The sequence below is a fragment of the Maricaulis sp. genome (assembly GCF_034670125.1).
In the GTDB taxonomy this organism is placed as follows: domain Bacteria; phylum Pseudomonadota; class Alphaproteobacteria; order Caulobacterales; family Maricaulaceae; genus Maricaulis.
On record NZ_JAXMOC010000003.1, the window covers coordinates 126705 to 141517 of the forward strand.

General features: G+C 64.9%; 13 protein-coding genes. 6 read left to right on the forward strand and 7 right to left on the reverse strand.

Annotated features, from left to right (window positions below; genetic code table 11):
- Positions 1-161: 161 nt before the first annotated feature.
- Both cobS and VOI18_RS06795 read left to right on the forward strand, forming a co-directional pair.
- Complete coding sequence (gene cobS / locus VOI18_RS06790; protein ID WP_323761643.1) at positions 162-1148, forward strand: cobaltochelatase subunit CobS; 987 nt, start codon at positions 162-164, stop codon at positions 1146-1148.
- A 165-nt stretch (positions 1149-1313) separates the two neighbouring features.
- Positions 1314-2342 carry a hypothetical protein gene (locus VOI18_RS06795; protein WP_323761644.1) on the forward strand — a complete coding sequence of 343 codons (1029 nt, stop codon included), beginning with the start codon at positions 1314-1316 and terminating at the stop codon, positions 2340-2342.
- Here VOI18_RS06795 and VOI18_RS06800 read toward each other — a convergent pair.
- The 3 genes from VOI18_RS06800 to VOI18_RS06810 are packed head-to-tail and all read right to left on the reverse strand — an operon-like array spanning position 2339 to position 5411.
- Positions 2339-2674, reverse strand: coding sequence for a copper-binding protein (locus VOI18_RS06800; protein ID WP_323761645.1), 336 nt, complete (start codon positions 2672-2674; stop codon positions 2339-2341). The two genes, VOI18_RS06795 and VOI18_RS06800, sit on opposite strands and share 4 nt — an antisense overlap.
- Positions 2671-4050, reverse strand: a complete 1380-nt coding sequence (locus VOI18_RS06805) for a copper oxidase (RefSeq protein WP_323761646.1) — start codon at positions 4048-4050, stop codon at positions 2671-2673. Before VOI18_RS06805 ends, VOI18_RS06800 begins: the two co-directional genes overlap by 4 nt.
- A complete protein-coding gene (locus VOI18_RS06810; protein WP_323761647.1) occupies positions 4050-5411 on the reverse strand; it encodes a TolC family protein in 1362 nt (453 codons plus the stop codon). Before VOI18_RS06810 ends, VOI18_RS06805 begins: the two co-directional genes overlap by 1 nt.
- A 40-nt stretch (positions 5412-5451) precedes the next feature.
- On the opposite strand from VOI18_RS06810, the gene VOI18_RS06815 reads away from it, so the two are divergent.
- The gene (locus VOI18_RS06815; RefSeq protein ID WP_323761648.1) at positions 5452-5748 is read left to right on the forward strand and encodes a metal-sensitive transcriptional regulator; all 297 of its coding nucleotides are present in this window, start codon (positions 5452-5454) and stop codon (positions 5746-5748) included.
- Here VOI18_RS06815 and VOI18_RS06820 read toward each other — a convergent pair.
- Together VOI18_RS06820 and VOI18_RS06825 are read right to left on the reverse strand one after the other, a co-directional pair.
- Positions 5736-6677, reverse strand: coding sequence for an NAD(P)/FAD-dependent oxidoreductase (locus VOI18_RS06820; protein ID WP_323761649.1), 942 nt, complete (start codon positions 6675-6677; stop codon positions 5736-5738). The genes VOI18_RS06815 and VOI18_RS06820 overlap by 13 nt on opposite strands.
- A gap of 69 nt (positions 6678-6746) precedes the next feature.
- Complete coding sequence (locus tag VOI18_RS06825) at positions 6747-7595, reverse strand: flagellin (protein WP_323761650.1); 849 nt, start codon at positions 7593-7595, stop codon at positions 6747-6749.
- 187 nt (positions 7596-7782) lie between these two features.
- Here VOI18_RS06825 and cobT point away from each other — a divergent pair, with 187 nt between their 5' ends.
- Positions 7783-9681, forward strand: a complete 1899-nt coding sequence (gene cobT / locus VOI18_RS06830) for a cobaltochelatase subunit CobT (protein ID WP_323761651.1) — start codon at positions 7783-7785, stop codon at positions 9679-9681.
- Positions 9682-9790: 109 nt separating this feature from the next.
- Positions 9791-10747 (forward strand): esterase-like activity of phytase family protein, encoded by a 957-nt coding sequence (locus VOI18_RS06835; protein WP_323761652.1) that lies wholly within the window; start codon positions 9791-9793, stop codon positions 10745-10747.
- An 875-nt stretch (positions 10748-11622) separates the two neighbouring features.
- Here VOI18_RS06835 and VOI18_RS06840 read toward each other — a convergent pair.
- Positions 11623-13362: an amidohydrolase gene (locus VOI18_RS06840; protein WP_323761653.1), complete on the reverse strand. Its 1740-nt coding sequence runs from the start codon at positions 13360-13362 to the stop codon at positions 11623-11625.
- A 105-nt stretch (positions 13363-13467) separates the two neighbouring features.
- Positions 13468-13752 carry a 50S ribosomal protein L28 gene (gene rpmB, locus VOI18_RS06845; RefSeq protein ID WP_323761654.1) on the reverse strand — a complete coding sequence of 95 codons (285 nt, stop codon included), beginning with the start codon at positions 13750-13752 and terminating at the stop codon, positions 13468-13470.
- A 190-nt stretch (positions 13753-13942) separates the two neighbouring features.
- On the opposite strand from rpmB, the gene VOI18_RS06850 reads away from it, so the two are divergent.
- Positions 13943-14755: a DUF3108 domain-containing protein gene (locus VOI18_RS06850; protein WP_323761655.1), complete on the forward strand. Its 813-nt coding sequence runs from the start codon at positions 13943-13945 to the stop codon at positions 14753-14755.
- Positions 14756-14813: the final 58 nt, after the last annotated feature.

Sequence of the window (14813 nt, forward strand, 5' to 3'; positions counted from 1 at the left end):
TCTTGCCAGCCAGTAGATCAGATCTATCTGAAACAACTCTGAATCAAAGGGTCGCAACCGAAAACAGCGATCCCGCCGCCCTTCCCTTTCCTCGACCCGCGCTCTGCTGTAGCTGTGGATCGAGCGACCAACACCAGTCCTTTGCCAGCAAGACGATACCCATGAGCGATAGTTTCCCCCTTTCCGTGCCTGACGCCAAAGCCGACTGCCAGACCCTGTTCGGCTTCGATCCGGGCTTTGAGGTGGCGATGTTCTCGACGCCGGACGAACACACGCCCATTCTCGATCCGGACTATGTCTTCGACCCGGCGACCACGCGCGCCATCCTGTCCGGCTTCGCCTTCAATCGCCGCGTCATGGTCCAGGGCTATCACGGCACCGGCAAGTCGACCCATATCGAGCAGGTCGCGGCGCGCCTCAATTGGCCGATGGTGCGGGTCAATCTGGACAGCCATGTCAGCCGCATCGACATGGTCGGCAAGGACGCCATCGTGCTGAAGGATGGCAAGCAGATCACCGAATTCCAGGAAGGCATCCTGCCCTGGGCCCTGCAGCGCCCGGTCGCTCTCCTGTTTGATGAGTACGACGCCGGCCGTCCCGACGTGATGTTCGTGATCCAGCGCGTGCTGGAAGCCTCGGGCTCGCTGACCCTTTTGGACCAGACCAAGGTCATCCGGCCGCACCCGTCCTTCCGCCTGTTCGCCACGACCAACACGATCGGTCTGGGTGATACGACCGGCCTCTATCACGGTACCCAGCAGATCAATCAGGGCCAGATGGACCGCTGGTCGATCGTCGCCACGCTGAACTATCTGCCGCGCGAGACCGAGAACGCCATCGTGCTGGCCAAGATGAAATCACTGGCCGGCTCGGACGAGGGCCGCAAACAGGTCGAGGACATGGTCAAGGTCGCCGACCTCACCCGCGAAGCCTTCATCAATGGTGACATCTCCACCGTGATGAGCCCGCGTACCGTGCTGACCTGGGCCGAGAACCAGGAAATCTTCGGCGATCTCGGCATGGCCTTCCGCCTCACCTTCCTGAACAAGTGCGACGAACTGGAACGCCCGGTCATCGCCGAAATGTATCAGCGGGTGTTCGGTGTCGATCTGCCGGAAGCGCCGGTGAAGAGCGTGAGCGCGGCTTAGGGGCGGGCTTCTTTCGCTCGCGCATGCGTTGTTCTAGCATCCTCAAAAAAGGGGATGTCAATGAAGCGCTTGTGCCTGGGGGTCGCCCTTCTGATCGGTTGCGTTACAACCGGCCCGGCCTCGGCCTGCCGAGCGTGGCTCGGCAATCCAGCCTACGAGCCTACCATGGCAAACTTCGTGGGATTGTATCCGGAGATTTATCTGGCCCGGGCGGTTTCAGCTGCCCGCGCGCCGGAAGACGAACAGCCCTATCCCGATCTGGAGCCTCTATTCGACTATAAATTCGACGTCGTGGAGGTGCTGCGAGGCCCTGATCTAAGTCGGATCGTCCAACGCGGCGCCACACCGTTTTCGGACCCGCCAACCGTCTCATGCCTGGAGCAGGGTCAGTCCCTGTACACGCGTGCCTGCAACGTTGAAGTGACCAACATGACCCGGCACAACTGGGCGCACCAGCTCGCCGACGCCGGACACCGGGACTGGTCGAGCTTCCACTCCATGTCCCCCTACGCCCAGGCCGGAATGGGGGCAGCGGAGGCCGTTCCTGCCGAAGGCGCGGAGGATCTCATCCTGATATCCTGTGGCGGGAAAACGCCCAGCTTCGAGATCGGCGAGACCTTCCTGATCATGCGCGGCAACCCGGACGCTTGGGACAGACGCTTCGGGCTCAATTACCGACTGATCACGCGCGAGGATGATCTCTGGCTGGAGGGTGTGCGCTATCTGGTTGAGAACCCGAATGCCGGTTTTCTTCAGGAAACGCCCGTTTCCAGTATTCTGGCCGCGTTCGGCACGCCGGAAGTCGTCACCTTCGCGACCTGCGAGCATGACCCCGACGAGGTGCTCTACGATGAGGTCTACATGGCCGGCTTCAGCGGCATGAGGCCTGTCGCGCGTTTCAGCTATCTCGAGGACGACACGATCGTGAAATTCCATCAGCGCGATGAGCTCGCGAGCGAGGCCCTGACACACTGTCAAAGCGGCGGCGCCTTTGTGCTTTTTCGCGAAGCCCTCGGTTTCGAGCGCGATAGCGAAATTTACGCGCTGATGCCGCCCTTCCCGGTTCGCGACGGCGTGGTCGATTTCAGCCACCTACCATCGCAATGGTCCATCGCAGGGCCGAGCCAAATCCCTTTGCAGGACGTGCTCAGCTGGCCTGCCCGGGATACGGAAGAGGCCGCGGGAGCGCCCTAGCCAGCGCTCTCATCCACTTCGGCCGCGATCACCACCAATTCGCCGTCACGGCGCGTCACCGTGACCATCAGCGCGGCTCCCGGCTGGAACAGCGCGATATCCACGCCATCATCGATCGCAAACGGCATGACCATAGCGCCCATGCCCAGTTCCGGCATGGCTTCATGGCGCAGGAGTGTGGTGCGGGCTTCGGCATCGACCGTGCGGACGTCCGCCGAAACGATTGACTGGGCCATCGCTTCGGCATCGGCCATGGCGTGCCCGCCATGGTGGCCGTGATGATCGGTAGTGGCGGTGGCGAGCAGGAGGCTGGTGGCGAGAAGTGTGATCATGGCTGATGTCCTTGATGCGGGTTGGCGGAGGCCGGAGCGTCCTCAGCCGTCGTGTCTATGCCGTCGCGGCTGAGTTCATCGGCGCTGGCCGGGCGGGCCTCGCCCTCGGGATTGTCATACCAGCCCGGATCGCCATCGCCGGTCAGGCGGTCGCGGACCTTCAATATGGTGAACATGCCGCCCATGGTGATGTAGTCGCGCGGGCCCGGGGCGCCGACCATGGGCAGGGAGTTTTCCGGCACCGGCATATGGCCCATCTCGATATGCTGGCCCATCTCGCCCATCCCGTCCTGGCCCATCGTCATATAGGTCGGCAGGAGGGCCCCGACGGCGCGGTCGATACGGCGGGCATTGACGCCGGTGAGATTGGGAACGCCATGGCCCATCTGGTTCATGACGTGATGGGTCATGTGGCAATGCATGGCCCAGTCACCCGGATTGTCGGCGACGAAGTCGACTGTGCGCGTCGACCCGGTCGGCACCAGCACGGTCGTGTCGGGATGGCGCGCCGAGACCGGGATCACGCCGCCATCGGTCTCGGTGACGGTGAAGGCATAACCATGCAGATGGATCGGATGATGATCCATGGCCGACAGATTGCCGAAGCGGATGCGGACCCGCTCGCCGCGCTCGGCAATGAGCGGCGAGGTGCCCGGATAGCAGCGCGCATTCATGGTCAGGATGTTGAAATCGCCCATCGCGTTGGGGTCGGGCCGTTCGGCACCGGGATGCAGCACCCATTCCGACAGCATGATCGCATAATCGCGATCCGGGCGCGGCCCGGAGCGCTGGCGCGGATGGACCACAATCATGCCCATCATGCCCAGCGCCATCTGGGTCATCTCGTCATGATGAGAGTGGTACATGAAGGTCCCGTGCTGGCGGAAGGTCCACTCATAGACGAAGGTCTCGCCGGGATGGATGGCGCGCTGGTTGAGACCGCCGACCCCGTCCATGCCCGAGGGCAGGATGACGCCATGCCAGTGCACGGTCGTCGGTGCCGGCAGGCGATTGGTGACATAGACCCGCACCCGGTCACCCTCGACCGCCTCGATCGTGGGTCCGTGCGTGCGGCCATTATAGCCCCAGGTCTTGGCATTGAGGCCCGGCGCGAATTCATGCTCGACCTCTTCGGGAATGAGATGGAAGACCTTCACCCCGTCGACAATCCGGTAGGGCAGCGTCGCCCCGTCCGGTGTGACCACGGGCGTGTAATCGCGGCCCGGCCGTCCGGGAGAATAGGTCCGGTCATGCGGCACCGAGGCACTGTGGGCGCGTGGCGCGACGGCCTGGGCCGAGGCCGAGCCAGTGGCCAGACCGGTCGCGGCAAGGCCGGCAGACCCGGCGAGCAGGGCATCACGTCTGGAAATGGCCATCAGTGATCTCCCTCGCCCCGGATCGGAGCTGATTCACCGGTATCGCGGACCGCCACCATCGCCGGAGACCCGCCGGCGCGGATCTGGTCAAGCGATATCCGCGCCCGGTGCCAGTCCGCCAGCGCGTCGACATAGGCCTGGCCAGTCCGGCTGCGCATCTGCACAGCGGCCATCAGGTCAAACACACTGACCTGCATCGCATTATACTGGCGCATCGTCGCATCCATCAGGCGCTCACTGGTCGGCAGGGCGTCATCTTCGATATGCGTCACGCGCCGCTGCGCCAGCGTCGCCACCGCTTGGGCCGACTCCACCGCATTGTGGATTTCATACGCCAGGGCGGCATGATGATGCATCGCCTGTTCCGCGCGCAACTGCGCCGCCGTGCGACGGGCGGTGCCGTTATCGAAAATTGGCAGGGCGAATTCCAGCATCCAGCCGCGTGACCAGTCGCCGTCCTCGCGGTCAAACACGCCGCCCAGCTCGGCATGTTCGAGAAGGCTGGCCCAGTTTTCCAGTCCAGCCTCCCCGGCCGCGGCCTCGACACTGGAACGGGCGGCGGCCAGCGGCAGGCTGGCATTCAGCGCCATCTGCGGGTCCAGCGCGATCAAAGGTCCCTCACCCGGTTGCAGCCGCGTGGGCAGCTGGTCTGCGGACACCGCAACACCCAGCTGGCGTGCCAGCGCGAGACGGGCCTGAAGGGCGGCGTTCTCCGCTTCCAGATATTCCAGCTCGGCCTGCTGGGCGAATAGGCGTTCGCGCTCCAGCTCAAGGACCGGTGCATTGCCAGCGGCACGCATTTCCTCGGCCACGACCAGGCTTGCCGCAGCCGCATCACGAATGCGCGCTTGCAGGTCCAGACGCTGACTGGCAGCGACGGCTTCGACCCAGGCGCGGCGCGTATCGGCCACGAAGTTCACGGTGGCCAGGACGGTTTCGGCCTGCTGCGCCTCATACCGGTCCTGTGCGGCCGCGGCACGCCAGGGCGTCGCGGCAATTCCCATCAGGGAGGCGCGCAGATCGACATCCCAGACGCGGCCATGGCCATCGCCCGGCAGGGTCACGACCTCGACCAGCGGATTGACCGGGCGCGACGCCATCACCTGGTCAGCCCTTGCCAGGCCAGCCTCGTCAAGCCGAGCCAGAAGTCTGTGATTATTGGCCAGCGCCAGGCTGACCGCCATGGCTTCGCTGACGGTTTCACCCTCGCGAGGCAGGACCGGATCGGCGATCGGTCCGGTTCGTTCGGTCAGGCTCGTCATCACCGCCGCGCGCTCCGCGCCCGGATCGACAGTCGCGCAGGCCGAGACGACCAGCAGCCCGGCCAGCGCCGGCAGAACGTTGAAAGCCATTCGTGTCATGGGCTTGCGCTAGCATACCCCCCAGGGGTATACAAGAGACATGATCGAAACCCGCTCACCCCTCACCCCAGCCCGGGAGAAATCCCTGGCCCGCCTGAAACGTATTGAAGGTCAGGTGCGTGGCATTGGCCGCATGCTGGAGGACGACCGGTATTGCATCGACGTGCTGACGCAATTGTCCGCCGTGAAGTCTGCCCTGGCGGCGGTTGAAGGCGAAATCCTGCGCGATCATGCCGGTCATTGCGTCGCTCACGCCATTGAGAGCGGTGATGCGGTTGCACAGAAGGCGAAGATGGACGAGCTGATCGGCCTGCTGGCCAAGCACTACCGGCTCTGAGCTGCCATCATCTGCCCGGCCAGCGCCCGGCCTGACAGATACGCCGCCTCGACCCGCGGGCCGAGGCACCAGTCGCCGGCCAGCCCGATACGGGCCTCGACGTCCCACAGGCAGGGCACTTCGAGCGCCTTGAGGACGCGGGCATGCCGCCAGCGGTGTACCTGGCTCAGGCGGATCTCCGGCAGTCCGCCCGACCAGGAGCTGAACGCGTCGAGGAGGAGGCGGGTGACGGTCTCCGGGTCCTCTTCCAAATGGGACTCGCTCCAGCCCGGTCCGGCCTGGATGACCCAGTTTTCACCCTCGCCTGATCGGCCGGGCTTGGTCGAGTTGCAGGCAACCCAGGCGCAGGGACCGTCCGAGGCACGGTAGACCCGCGGTGCCTGCCCCAATGGTTCGGCGAGCGAGACCATCAACGTCCAGCAAGGCGCGTAGCGGACGGTATCGAGGGGATCGGCCAGCGGCGTCACTCCGGTCAGCAGCGCCGCCGCCTGGGGCGCAGGAATGGCGACACCGAGGCGATCGGCCGCAAGCGTGCCGCCACCTTCGCAGGCCAGTGCCCAACCCTTGCCGGAGCGCTGCACCGTCTCGACTCGACAGGATTTGCGGATATCCAACCCCTCGGCCAGCGGGCCGGTCAGCTTGCTCATGCCGGGCGTGCCGACCCACCAGGTCTGCTCCAACCCCAGTTGCTGCCAGGGCGCGGCCGCCGCGAGGCTCGCCGCCTGATCAAGCCAGGCGGCGAAGCCGGCGTCGCGGGCGGTGACATATTGGGCGCCATGATCGAACGCGCCCTCCCCGGTCCGCCGCGTGGCGAGCCGGCCACCCAGGCCGCGACCCTTGTCGAGCACGATGACCGTCTCGCCGCAGTCAACGAGATGCCGCGCGCAGGCCAGGCCGGCCATTCCGGCCCCGATGATGATGGTGGTCACAAAACGCCCCCCGGCAAACAGCCCTGCCAGCGAAATAGTGCGCTTGGCCAGGTCGGGCAATGCGGGGCGTTACTGGAAGAAGCTCAGGATCACGCGGGGCGAACGGTTGGCGACCTCGAGGGCCTGCATGCCAAGCTGTTCGCGGACCTGCAGCGCCTGAAGCTTGGCGCTTTCGCGTCCCAGGTCTGCATCGACCAGATTGCCGATGCCGGCGCTGGTCACATCGATCTGCTTGATCAGCAATTCTTTCTGGATCGCCAGGGATTTGAGCCCGACGCCCAGTCGGGAGACCGCGGAGGTCACATCTGTCATCGAGCTTTCGAAAGCCGTCACGTCCGCCGCTGTTGGTTGAGCCACGACGATCGAATTGTCGCTCTGGGGCAGATTCGCAGCGAGACCGGCATCGAATATGCCGCCACCATCGGTGAGGTCTTCCGCGGCGATCGTGAGCGTACTGCCCGGGCTCTTGCCGATCAGGACAGACAGGTCCTCACCACCGCTCTCCAGCAGGTTGAGATCATTGAAGCTGGCATTGTCCGCCAGTCGGGTCGCCTGGTTTCCCAATTCAATGAAGTCGGTCATCAGGCTGCGCCAACCCTGTTCGTCCAGGGTGGTATCGGTGGCCGCGACCAGCTTGCCATGCATTTCCACCATCAGGTCGGAAATGCCCTCCGCGGCAGCCAGGGCCGTCTCGACAACACCGGTCCCCAGATCGATGGAATTGAGGGCGCCGGCGCGAGACTCATTGTCCGCACGCATGACCTGGGCCATCGCCCAGACCGTGCCATCATCGCTGGCATTGCCCACTTTGAGCCCCGTCGCGATCCGGTCGTGCACTGCGGCACTTTCCGATTGCAGCATCGTCATGTGCTGCAGCGCGGAGTTCACGGAGGCCATGGAATGGACCGAAAAGGTCATCCGTCGACACTCACCACCATCTGACCGGCCCGCCGCGGCATTTTTGCCTGTACGGACCCTTCGGCCAGTTTTCCACGATTGGGTTAGCAAGAGGTTTACAAACCCGTCCGCTGCGGCTGGACGGCGGACTGGAAAAGGTTGGTCGGCACGGCTCGATTTCCGCGCCCGATCCGCTAGGTTTGGCGGTATGAGCCAGCCCCCCGCCGATCCGGACGCCTTCAAGCGCGCCTTGTCCATCACCACCCGCGCCATTGCCGGCGACCGCGAGCTCGACGTGCGCTTTGGCGGCGAGATTGCCGGCCTGTCGGGCGGGCGCATGGTGTTGCCCAATCCGGGCATAGAGCCGTCCGTCGAGGCGGCGGCGGCCGTGCGTGGACGGGCCGATGCCCTGGCCCTGCGGCTCGCCCACCATGACGAGGCAGCCCATGCCCGCATCCTGCCGCCCGGCGCGACGGCCCGCGCCATCTTCCACGCCGCCGAACAGGCCCGGGTTGAAGGCCTGGGGGCCCGCGACATGCGCGGCATGGCCGCCAATCTGGACGCGGCGCTGGCCATCCGCTGCAAGCAGAAAGGCTGGCAGCGGGTCGAGGACCGTCAGTCCGCCCCCATGGAAGAGGCGCTCGCGCTGCTGGTCCGCGAACGCATCACCGGCCAGCCGTCGCCGAAGGAGGCGGACGGGCTGATGGGTCTCTGGCGCGACCAGATGGAGGCGGTCGCCGGACTGTCGCTGGACGCGCTCGCCGAGAATGCTGACGACCAGACGGCCTTCGCCGACCTGCTGCGCACCGTGATCCACGATCTCGACCTGTCCGACGAGCTGGGCGGCGACCCCGAGCAATCCGAAAATCCCGAAGACGAGGATGAAGGCGTCGATCGCGAGGAACGCACCGGCGACGATACCGAGGGCGATGACCAGCAGGGCGACCAGCCCGATACCCCCGACGCCGCGGGAACGGCAGGCGATGAGGAGGAAATCAACGCTGACACGGACGATGCCGACACCCGCATCGATGCCATGGACGATGAAGGCTCGGCCCAGACCGCCATGCGCCCGAACTGGCAGCCGTCAGGCGATGCCAATGCCAAGTCCTACAAGGTCTTCACCCGCGAATTCGACGAGGTCATCCAGGCGTCTGACCTGTGCGACAGCGAAGAGTTGGAGCGCTTGCGCAAATATCTCGACAACACGCTGAAGGGGCTCGACCAGGTCGTCGGCCGCCTCGCCAACCGGCTGCAGCGCCGCCTGATGGCGCAGCAGGAACGGGCCTGGAAGTTCGACCTCGAGGAAGGCGTGCTCGACGGTTCGCGGCTGGCCCGGGTGATTGCCGACCCGACCTTGCCACTGTCCTACAAGCAGGAAAGCGATACCGAGTTTCGCGACACCATCGTCACCCTGGTGCTCGACAATTCCGGCTCCATGCGCGGCCGGCCGATCATGGTCGCGGCCGCCTGTGCCGATATTCTGGCCCGCACGCTGGAGCGGTGCGGCGTGAAAACCGAGATCCTCGGCTTCACCACCAAGGCCTGGAAGGGCGGACGCTCGAAGGAGACATGGCTGGCCGAAGGCAAGCCGCCGCACCCCGGACGGCTCAATGATCTGCGCCACATCATTTACAAGGCTGCCGACACACCCTGGCGCCGGGCCCGGGTCAATCTCGGCCTGATGATGCGCGAAGGCCTGTTGAAGGAGAATATCGATGGCGAGGCCCTGATGTGGGCCTGGAAGCGCATGGCCGCCCGACCCGAACAACGCCGCATCATGATGGTGATCTCCGACGGCGCGCCGGTCGATGACGGCACCCAATCGGCCAATTCCGCCGGCTATCTGGAACGCCATCTGCGCGAAACCATCGCCATGATCGAGACCCGCTCGGAAGTCGAGCTCCTCGCCATCGGTATCGGCCACGACGTCACCCGCTGGTATCGCCGTGCGGTGACCATCAATGACGTCGAACAACTCGGCGGCGCCATGACCGACCAGCTGGCGGCGCTGTTCGAGGAGGATGGTGGCGGCAAGGCCGGCTTCTCCAGCGGCCCGCAATCCATGAACCGCACGGATTTCGCGTCGATCGCCGGGCGGGTCTAGGGGACAGGTATGATTAACGCGCGGATCGGACCGCGCCGACAGGTGCCACCGCGACGCGTTAATCATACCTGTCCCCCCAATCCTCACGGCTGCAAACAAGGTCTGCCCCATGCGCTCTTTGCTTCTTCCCCTCCTCCCGCTTCTGTTGGCGGCCTGCTCGCCGGATATCGACCTGACACCACCCGGCAGCCAGGCCGTGCCGCTTTACGACCAATCGCCGGAACGGACGGACCTGGATCGGCTGAGCTATCTGGGCGGTGTCACGCTGACCAACCCGGATGAGCGGTTCGGCGGATTCTCGGCCCTGACCCTGTCGCCGGACGGGTCCCGCCTCCTGGCGGTGTCGGACAGTGCCTACTGGATGACGGCCCGGATCGGCTGGAGCGAGGCCGACGGCAGCCTCTACGTCGGTGATTTTTCGATATCCCCCATTCTTTCCCGCACCGGCAACCCGCTGGTCGGCACCGCCGCCGACAGCGAGGCCATCGCCGATCTGGGCGGCGGCGTCCTTGCCGTCAGTTTCGAACGCGAACACCGGATCAATACCTATGCGCTGGGTGAGGACTGGGGCCAGCTGGACAGCGTCGGCGAAGCCTTTCCGGGACCGCCGGGTGCCGATGACTTCGTCAACAATGGCGGCATGGAAGGGCTCGCGTCCCTGCCCGATGGCGCCCTGCTGGCGGGTATCGAGGATGGCAGCGATGGCGTCCATCCGCTCTGGCTGCATCGCGATGGACGCTGGGTCCGGTCCGAGCTGGCCGCCGAACCGGACTTTGGCCTGACCTCGCTGGATTATCATGATGGCCATGTCTATGCGCTCGAACGCTTCTGGCAGTCGGGGATCGGCAACCGGATCCGCATCCTGCGTTTCCCGGCCGCAGCACTGGATAGGAGCGAGCGCATAGAGCCGGAACTGCTGGGCACGCTGGAGGCCGGAAAGGCGGTCGACAATTTCGAGGGTATCGTTGTCACCGAACGCGATGACCGGACCCTCCTGCTCGTGATGTCAGACGATAATTACAACGGATCCCAGCGGACGCTGCTTCTGGCCTTCCAGCTCGACTAGGGCCGCTTCTGTTCCCCGTTGAGCAGCCTTCCCGCCCGCGGGCCTGGTCCATCGCTGGCCAGACCGGTTTCAGCAACCTCACCGCCCCTACTGGGGGACAGGTATAATTAACGCGCGGACCGGGCGTCGCCGGGCGGATCCATCGTGGCGCGTTAATTATACCTGTCCCCCGTTCAGCACCTATGGCGCCACGGCGCGATCGCCTGGCGTTTGGATGGGAGGGAGCGGGATGTCGGCCGGAGCCGATAAAGCGCTGATTTTAATAACGGTAGGCTTCGACAAGCATCCCGCCAAATCTTTGTTGAAAAAAAGGTGGGAGTTTTCCCGGGCTGTCTCCACCCCGATTCCAATGCGTCAGGTAGATGGGGTCGGTCGTTTAGTGCCCCGCGACCTGGTCGCACGCCCTGCCGGAGTGTCGGGCTGTCATCCCCGCACGCGGACAGGCTCCGCTCGTTTCCGGGCACAAGTGACTGAGCTCGTGCCTCCCGTCCCGAAAACCAAAGCCATTATCGCCTGGTGGCGAGGGGTGGGGATAAGTTTGCTGATTTTATTTGCCAAAGCGCACTTTCCCTCTCCCCCGGGAGAGGGTCAGGGTGAGGGGTAAATCCCCGTGAAAGCAGGAAAATTCCCCCTCGTCCGGCCTCCGGCCACCTTCTCCCAAGGGAGAAGGAAAGGGGTGCGCGGGCGGGGATAAGGTGAGCGCGGCAGGTCCTTCCCCTTGATGGGGAAGGTGGGCCGGCGCGAAGCGCCGGGTCGGATCGGGTGAAACGCGCAGCGTTCCTGCCCCAACCGGTTTCACCCACTCCGTCTGGCCGCTGACGCGCCCAGCCACCTCGCCCATCAAGGGCGAGGACCTAAGACGCCGGCCCCGCTCCCTACTCCCCGTGATGGAAGCTGTCCGGGCTTTCATACACGACCTCGCCATCAACCACGGTCATCCACGGGTCGACGGTGAGAATCTCCGCTTCCGGGATCGTCATGATGTCGGCGGAGAAGACCGTGAAGTCGGCGCGCATGCCGACCGTGATCGTGCCCAGCTCGTCTTCGCGGAAAGAGGCGTAGGCCGGCCAGGCGGTGAAGAGCTTCAAGGCGTCCTCACGCGACAGGGCTTCTTCGGCGTGCCAGTTCTCGCCCTGGAAGCCGGACAGGTCGGCGCGGGCCACGGCGGCGTAGAATTCGATCCGCGGATCACCCTGCTCGACCGGTGCATCGGACCCGCCAGTGAGGTGCGCGCCGGCATCCAGAAGGCTTTGCCAGGCATAGGCGCCCACCAGGCGTTCATCACCCAGACGGTCGGGTGCAAAGTGCAGGTCACCAATGGCGTGCGAGGGCTGGACGGAGGCGATGACGCCGAGCTCGGCAAAGCGCGGGATATCGGCGGGATTGACGATCTGGCTGTGCTCGTCGCGCCAGCGATAGTCAGCAATGGACCGCTCGCCTTCGGGCACCTGGGCCAGGGCTTCCTCAACCCAGTCCAGAAGATAGCGATTGCCGCGATCGCCGATGGCGTGAACATTCATCTGGATGCCGTCGCGCAGGGCCTGGGTGAAAGTGCCGATGGTCTCGTCAGCTTCGGCGATGGCGAGGCCGGACGATTCGGGCCGGTCGGCATAGGGCTCCAGCAGGGCTGCGCCGCGCGAACCGAGCGCGCCATCCATGTAGAGTTTGACCGCGCGGGTGATGACGCGGCCGTCGGCCACATCTCGGCGGCCACCGGCAGCCAGCGGCGCGTAACCTTCCGGTCCGACCGAGAGATAACTGCGCAGCGGCAGCTCGCCGGCAACCGCAATATCCTCGATGATCGGCACCATGGTCCACGGCACGGACATGTCGTGGGCACCGGTCCATCCCAGGCTGACCAGGCGCCGGGCGCCTTCGGCATAAGTGTCACGGATCACCGCATCGGAGGGTGTGGCGACCAAAGGCGCCATCGCGCCCATGGCGGTGTCGACCAGTATGCCGGTCGGTTCGCCAGCATCGTCAAACAGGATTTCGCCGCCCGACGGGGCAACGCTGTCGCGGGTCACACCCGCAGCCTCGAGTGCAGCCGAGTTGGCGACCAGGGCGTGACCGTCGGCACGTCGCAAGATGACCGGATTGTCCGGCGAAACGGGGTCAAGGTCGTGCCGTGTCGGGAAGCGGCCTTCCGGCCAGTGCGTTTCGATCCAGCCGCGGCCGGACAGGGTGGCGCCCTCCGGCGTGTCGGCGATCGCCGCTTCCACGCTGGCGACGAGATCGTCGATGGAGGTGACACTGTCCAGATTGAGCGTGCGCTCGCGTTGGCCAACGCCGTAGACGTGGATATGGCTGTCGGTGAAGCCGGGGTACATCGCCCCGCCATTGAGGTCGATCAGACGGGTCTCTTCACCCAACCAGGCCTGGGCCGCCTCTTGCGGTCCCGCAAAGGCAATACGCCCGTCCAGCACCGCGACAGCTTCGACCATCGGCTGATCATCGCGTGCGGTGTGGATCGGTCCACCCCAGATCACCAGATCGGCGGCGCTTTCGCGCAAATCCTCCGAACCGCCCTGCTGGACCAGCCCGGCCTCTTCGCCCTGACCACACCCGGCCACGGCCAGAACGGCCAGCGAAATCATCCAAGTCTTGGCACTCATGAAAAAGCCTCCCCGCTTGTCGCCGGAAGGCTATATCGCGTCGCCAGACACGACAACGCCCGCGGCAAGCCGCGGGCGTTGTAATTCCGTCAGTGCGGCCGGTGCTTAAGCAGCCATGGCCTTTTTCAGGTCGCGCTTGATCTTCAGGGCCTTGTCCGAGAGCGTCTCGTCACGGGCCTTGAGGAGGTAGACGTCCAGACCACCGACATGGTCAACCGAGCGCAGGGCCTTGGCGGCGACACGCAGCTTGAAGCCACGACCGAGCTTTTCAGACGCCAGGGTCACATCGCACAGGTTCGGCAGAAAACGGCGGCGGGACTTGTTCTGGGCGTGAGAAACATTGTTTCCCGTCAAAACGCCAGTTCCCGTCAGTTCGCAACGACGCGCCATAATCGCACCTTTCAAATATAAAAATCCGTGCGCACCGGTATTGCGACCAGTGCGAGAGCGGGCGAAATAAAGGAGGTATTGCGGGCCGTCAAGCTTGCCGCGTTCATCTTGCAGTCGGTTTGGATCAGTTATTGCAGTTGGACTACCATATGGGATAGGGCCCAGGGGGCTCAGATCAGGAGAGTTCCGCGTGAAAAAGACTTGGATTTACGGGGCCATGGCCGCGACCGCCCTGGCCGTATCCACAACGGCTGGTGCCGACGACGCCGCCATGACAGATTCCGCAGCGGCCATGCAGGGGGTGACGGTCCAGTATGCCGGCTCCGTCATGGTATTCCAGGTCGCCAGTATCGTGGTGTCCAGCCAGTTTGCCGACGAGACCTACCAGGCCTCGGCGCGGTTCACCGCCGCCGGACTGGCCGCGCTCTTCACCGATGCCGATATCGAGGCTGGAGTGAGTGGGTATCGCGACGGCCCTCAACTGCGTCCGTGGCACTACAGCCACCTCAATCACGCCAGTTCGAAGAACCGGGTGGTGGCGATCGATTTCCCTGACGGCGTCGCCACGCCGGATATCGAGCCGCCCTTCGGCTCGATGGGCGAGCCGCCGGCAACCGACGAAGAGCGCGCCGGTGCCGCCGACCCCCTGTCGACACTTCTGGCGATGGGCCTGGGCGCGGTCGAGCGCGGCGCTACTCATTGCGACGGCACACTTCCGGTCTTTGACGGTCGGGCCCGCTATAATCTGCGCTTTGAGGATGGCGGTACGGACCGGGTCCGTACCCGTGCCTGGTCCGGCGACGCCGTGGTCTGTCACGCCTATTACGAGCCGGTGTCCGGTTATGAGGCCGACGAGTTTCCGTCCGAGGATGACATCTCCCGTCCAATCACCTTCTGGTTGGCGCCCGTCCATGGCGGCGACATTCATGTCCCCGTCCGCATCCGCACCAATGCCGGCTTTGGCGGCGTGACCATCGTCGCCCGCTCCATCGCCGAACACTGACACCCGCACCGCCCGGGAGGTTGCACAGGATTGCCCGGACCGGCTCTTGTGTGTGAGG

Excerpts from the sequence above, each read along its gene's own strand:
- cobS (WP_323761643.1), top strand. The coding sequence starts at position 162 with ATGAGCGATAGTTTCCCCCTTTCCGTGCCTGACGCCAAAGCCGACTGC.
- VOI18_RS06795 (WP_323761644.1), top strand. The coding sequence starts at position 1,314 with ATGGCAAACTTCGTGGGATTGTATCCGGAGATTTATCTGGCCCGGGCG.
- VOI18_RS06800 (WP_323761645.1), bottom strand. The coding sequence starts at position 2,674 with ATGATCACACTTCTCGCCACCAGCCTCCTGCTCGCCACCGCCACTACC.
- VOI18_RS06805 (WP_323761646.1), bottom strand. The coding sequence starts at position 4,050 with ATGGCCATTTCCAGACGTGATGCCCTGCTCGCCGGGTCTGCCGGCCTT.
- VOI18_RS06810 (WP_323761647.1), bottom strand. The coding sequence starts at position 5,411 with ATGACACGAATGGCTTTCAACGTTCTGCCGGCGCTGGCCGGGCTGCTG.
- VOI18_RS06815 (WP_323761648.1), top strand. The coding sequence starts at position 5,452 with ATGATCGAAACCCGCTCACCCCTCACCCCAGCCCGGGAGAAATCCCTG.
- VOI18_RS06825 (WP_323761650.1), bottom strand. The coding sequence starts at position 7,595 with ATGACCTTTTCGGTCCATTCCATGGCCTCCGTGAACTCCGCGCTGCAG.
- cobT (WP_323761651.1), top strand. The coding sequence starts at position 7,783 with ATGAGCCAGCCCCCCGCCGATCCGGACGCCTTCAAGCGCGCCTTGTCC.
- VOI18_RS06835 (WP_323761652.1), top strand. The coding sequence starts at position 9,791 with ATGCGCTCTTTGCTTCTTCCCCTCCTCCCGCTTCTGTTGGCGGCCTGC.
- VOI18_RS06840 (WP_323761653.1), bottom strand. The coding sequence starts at position 13,362 with ATGAGTGCCAAGACTTGGATGATTTCGCTGGCCGTTCTGGCCGTGGCC.
- rpmB (WP_323761654.1), bottom strand. The coding sequence starts at position 13,752 with ATGGCGCGTCGTTGCGAACTGACGGGAACTGGCGTTTTGACGGGAAAC.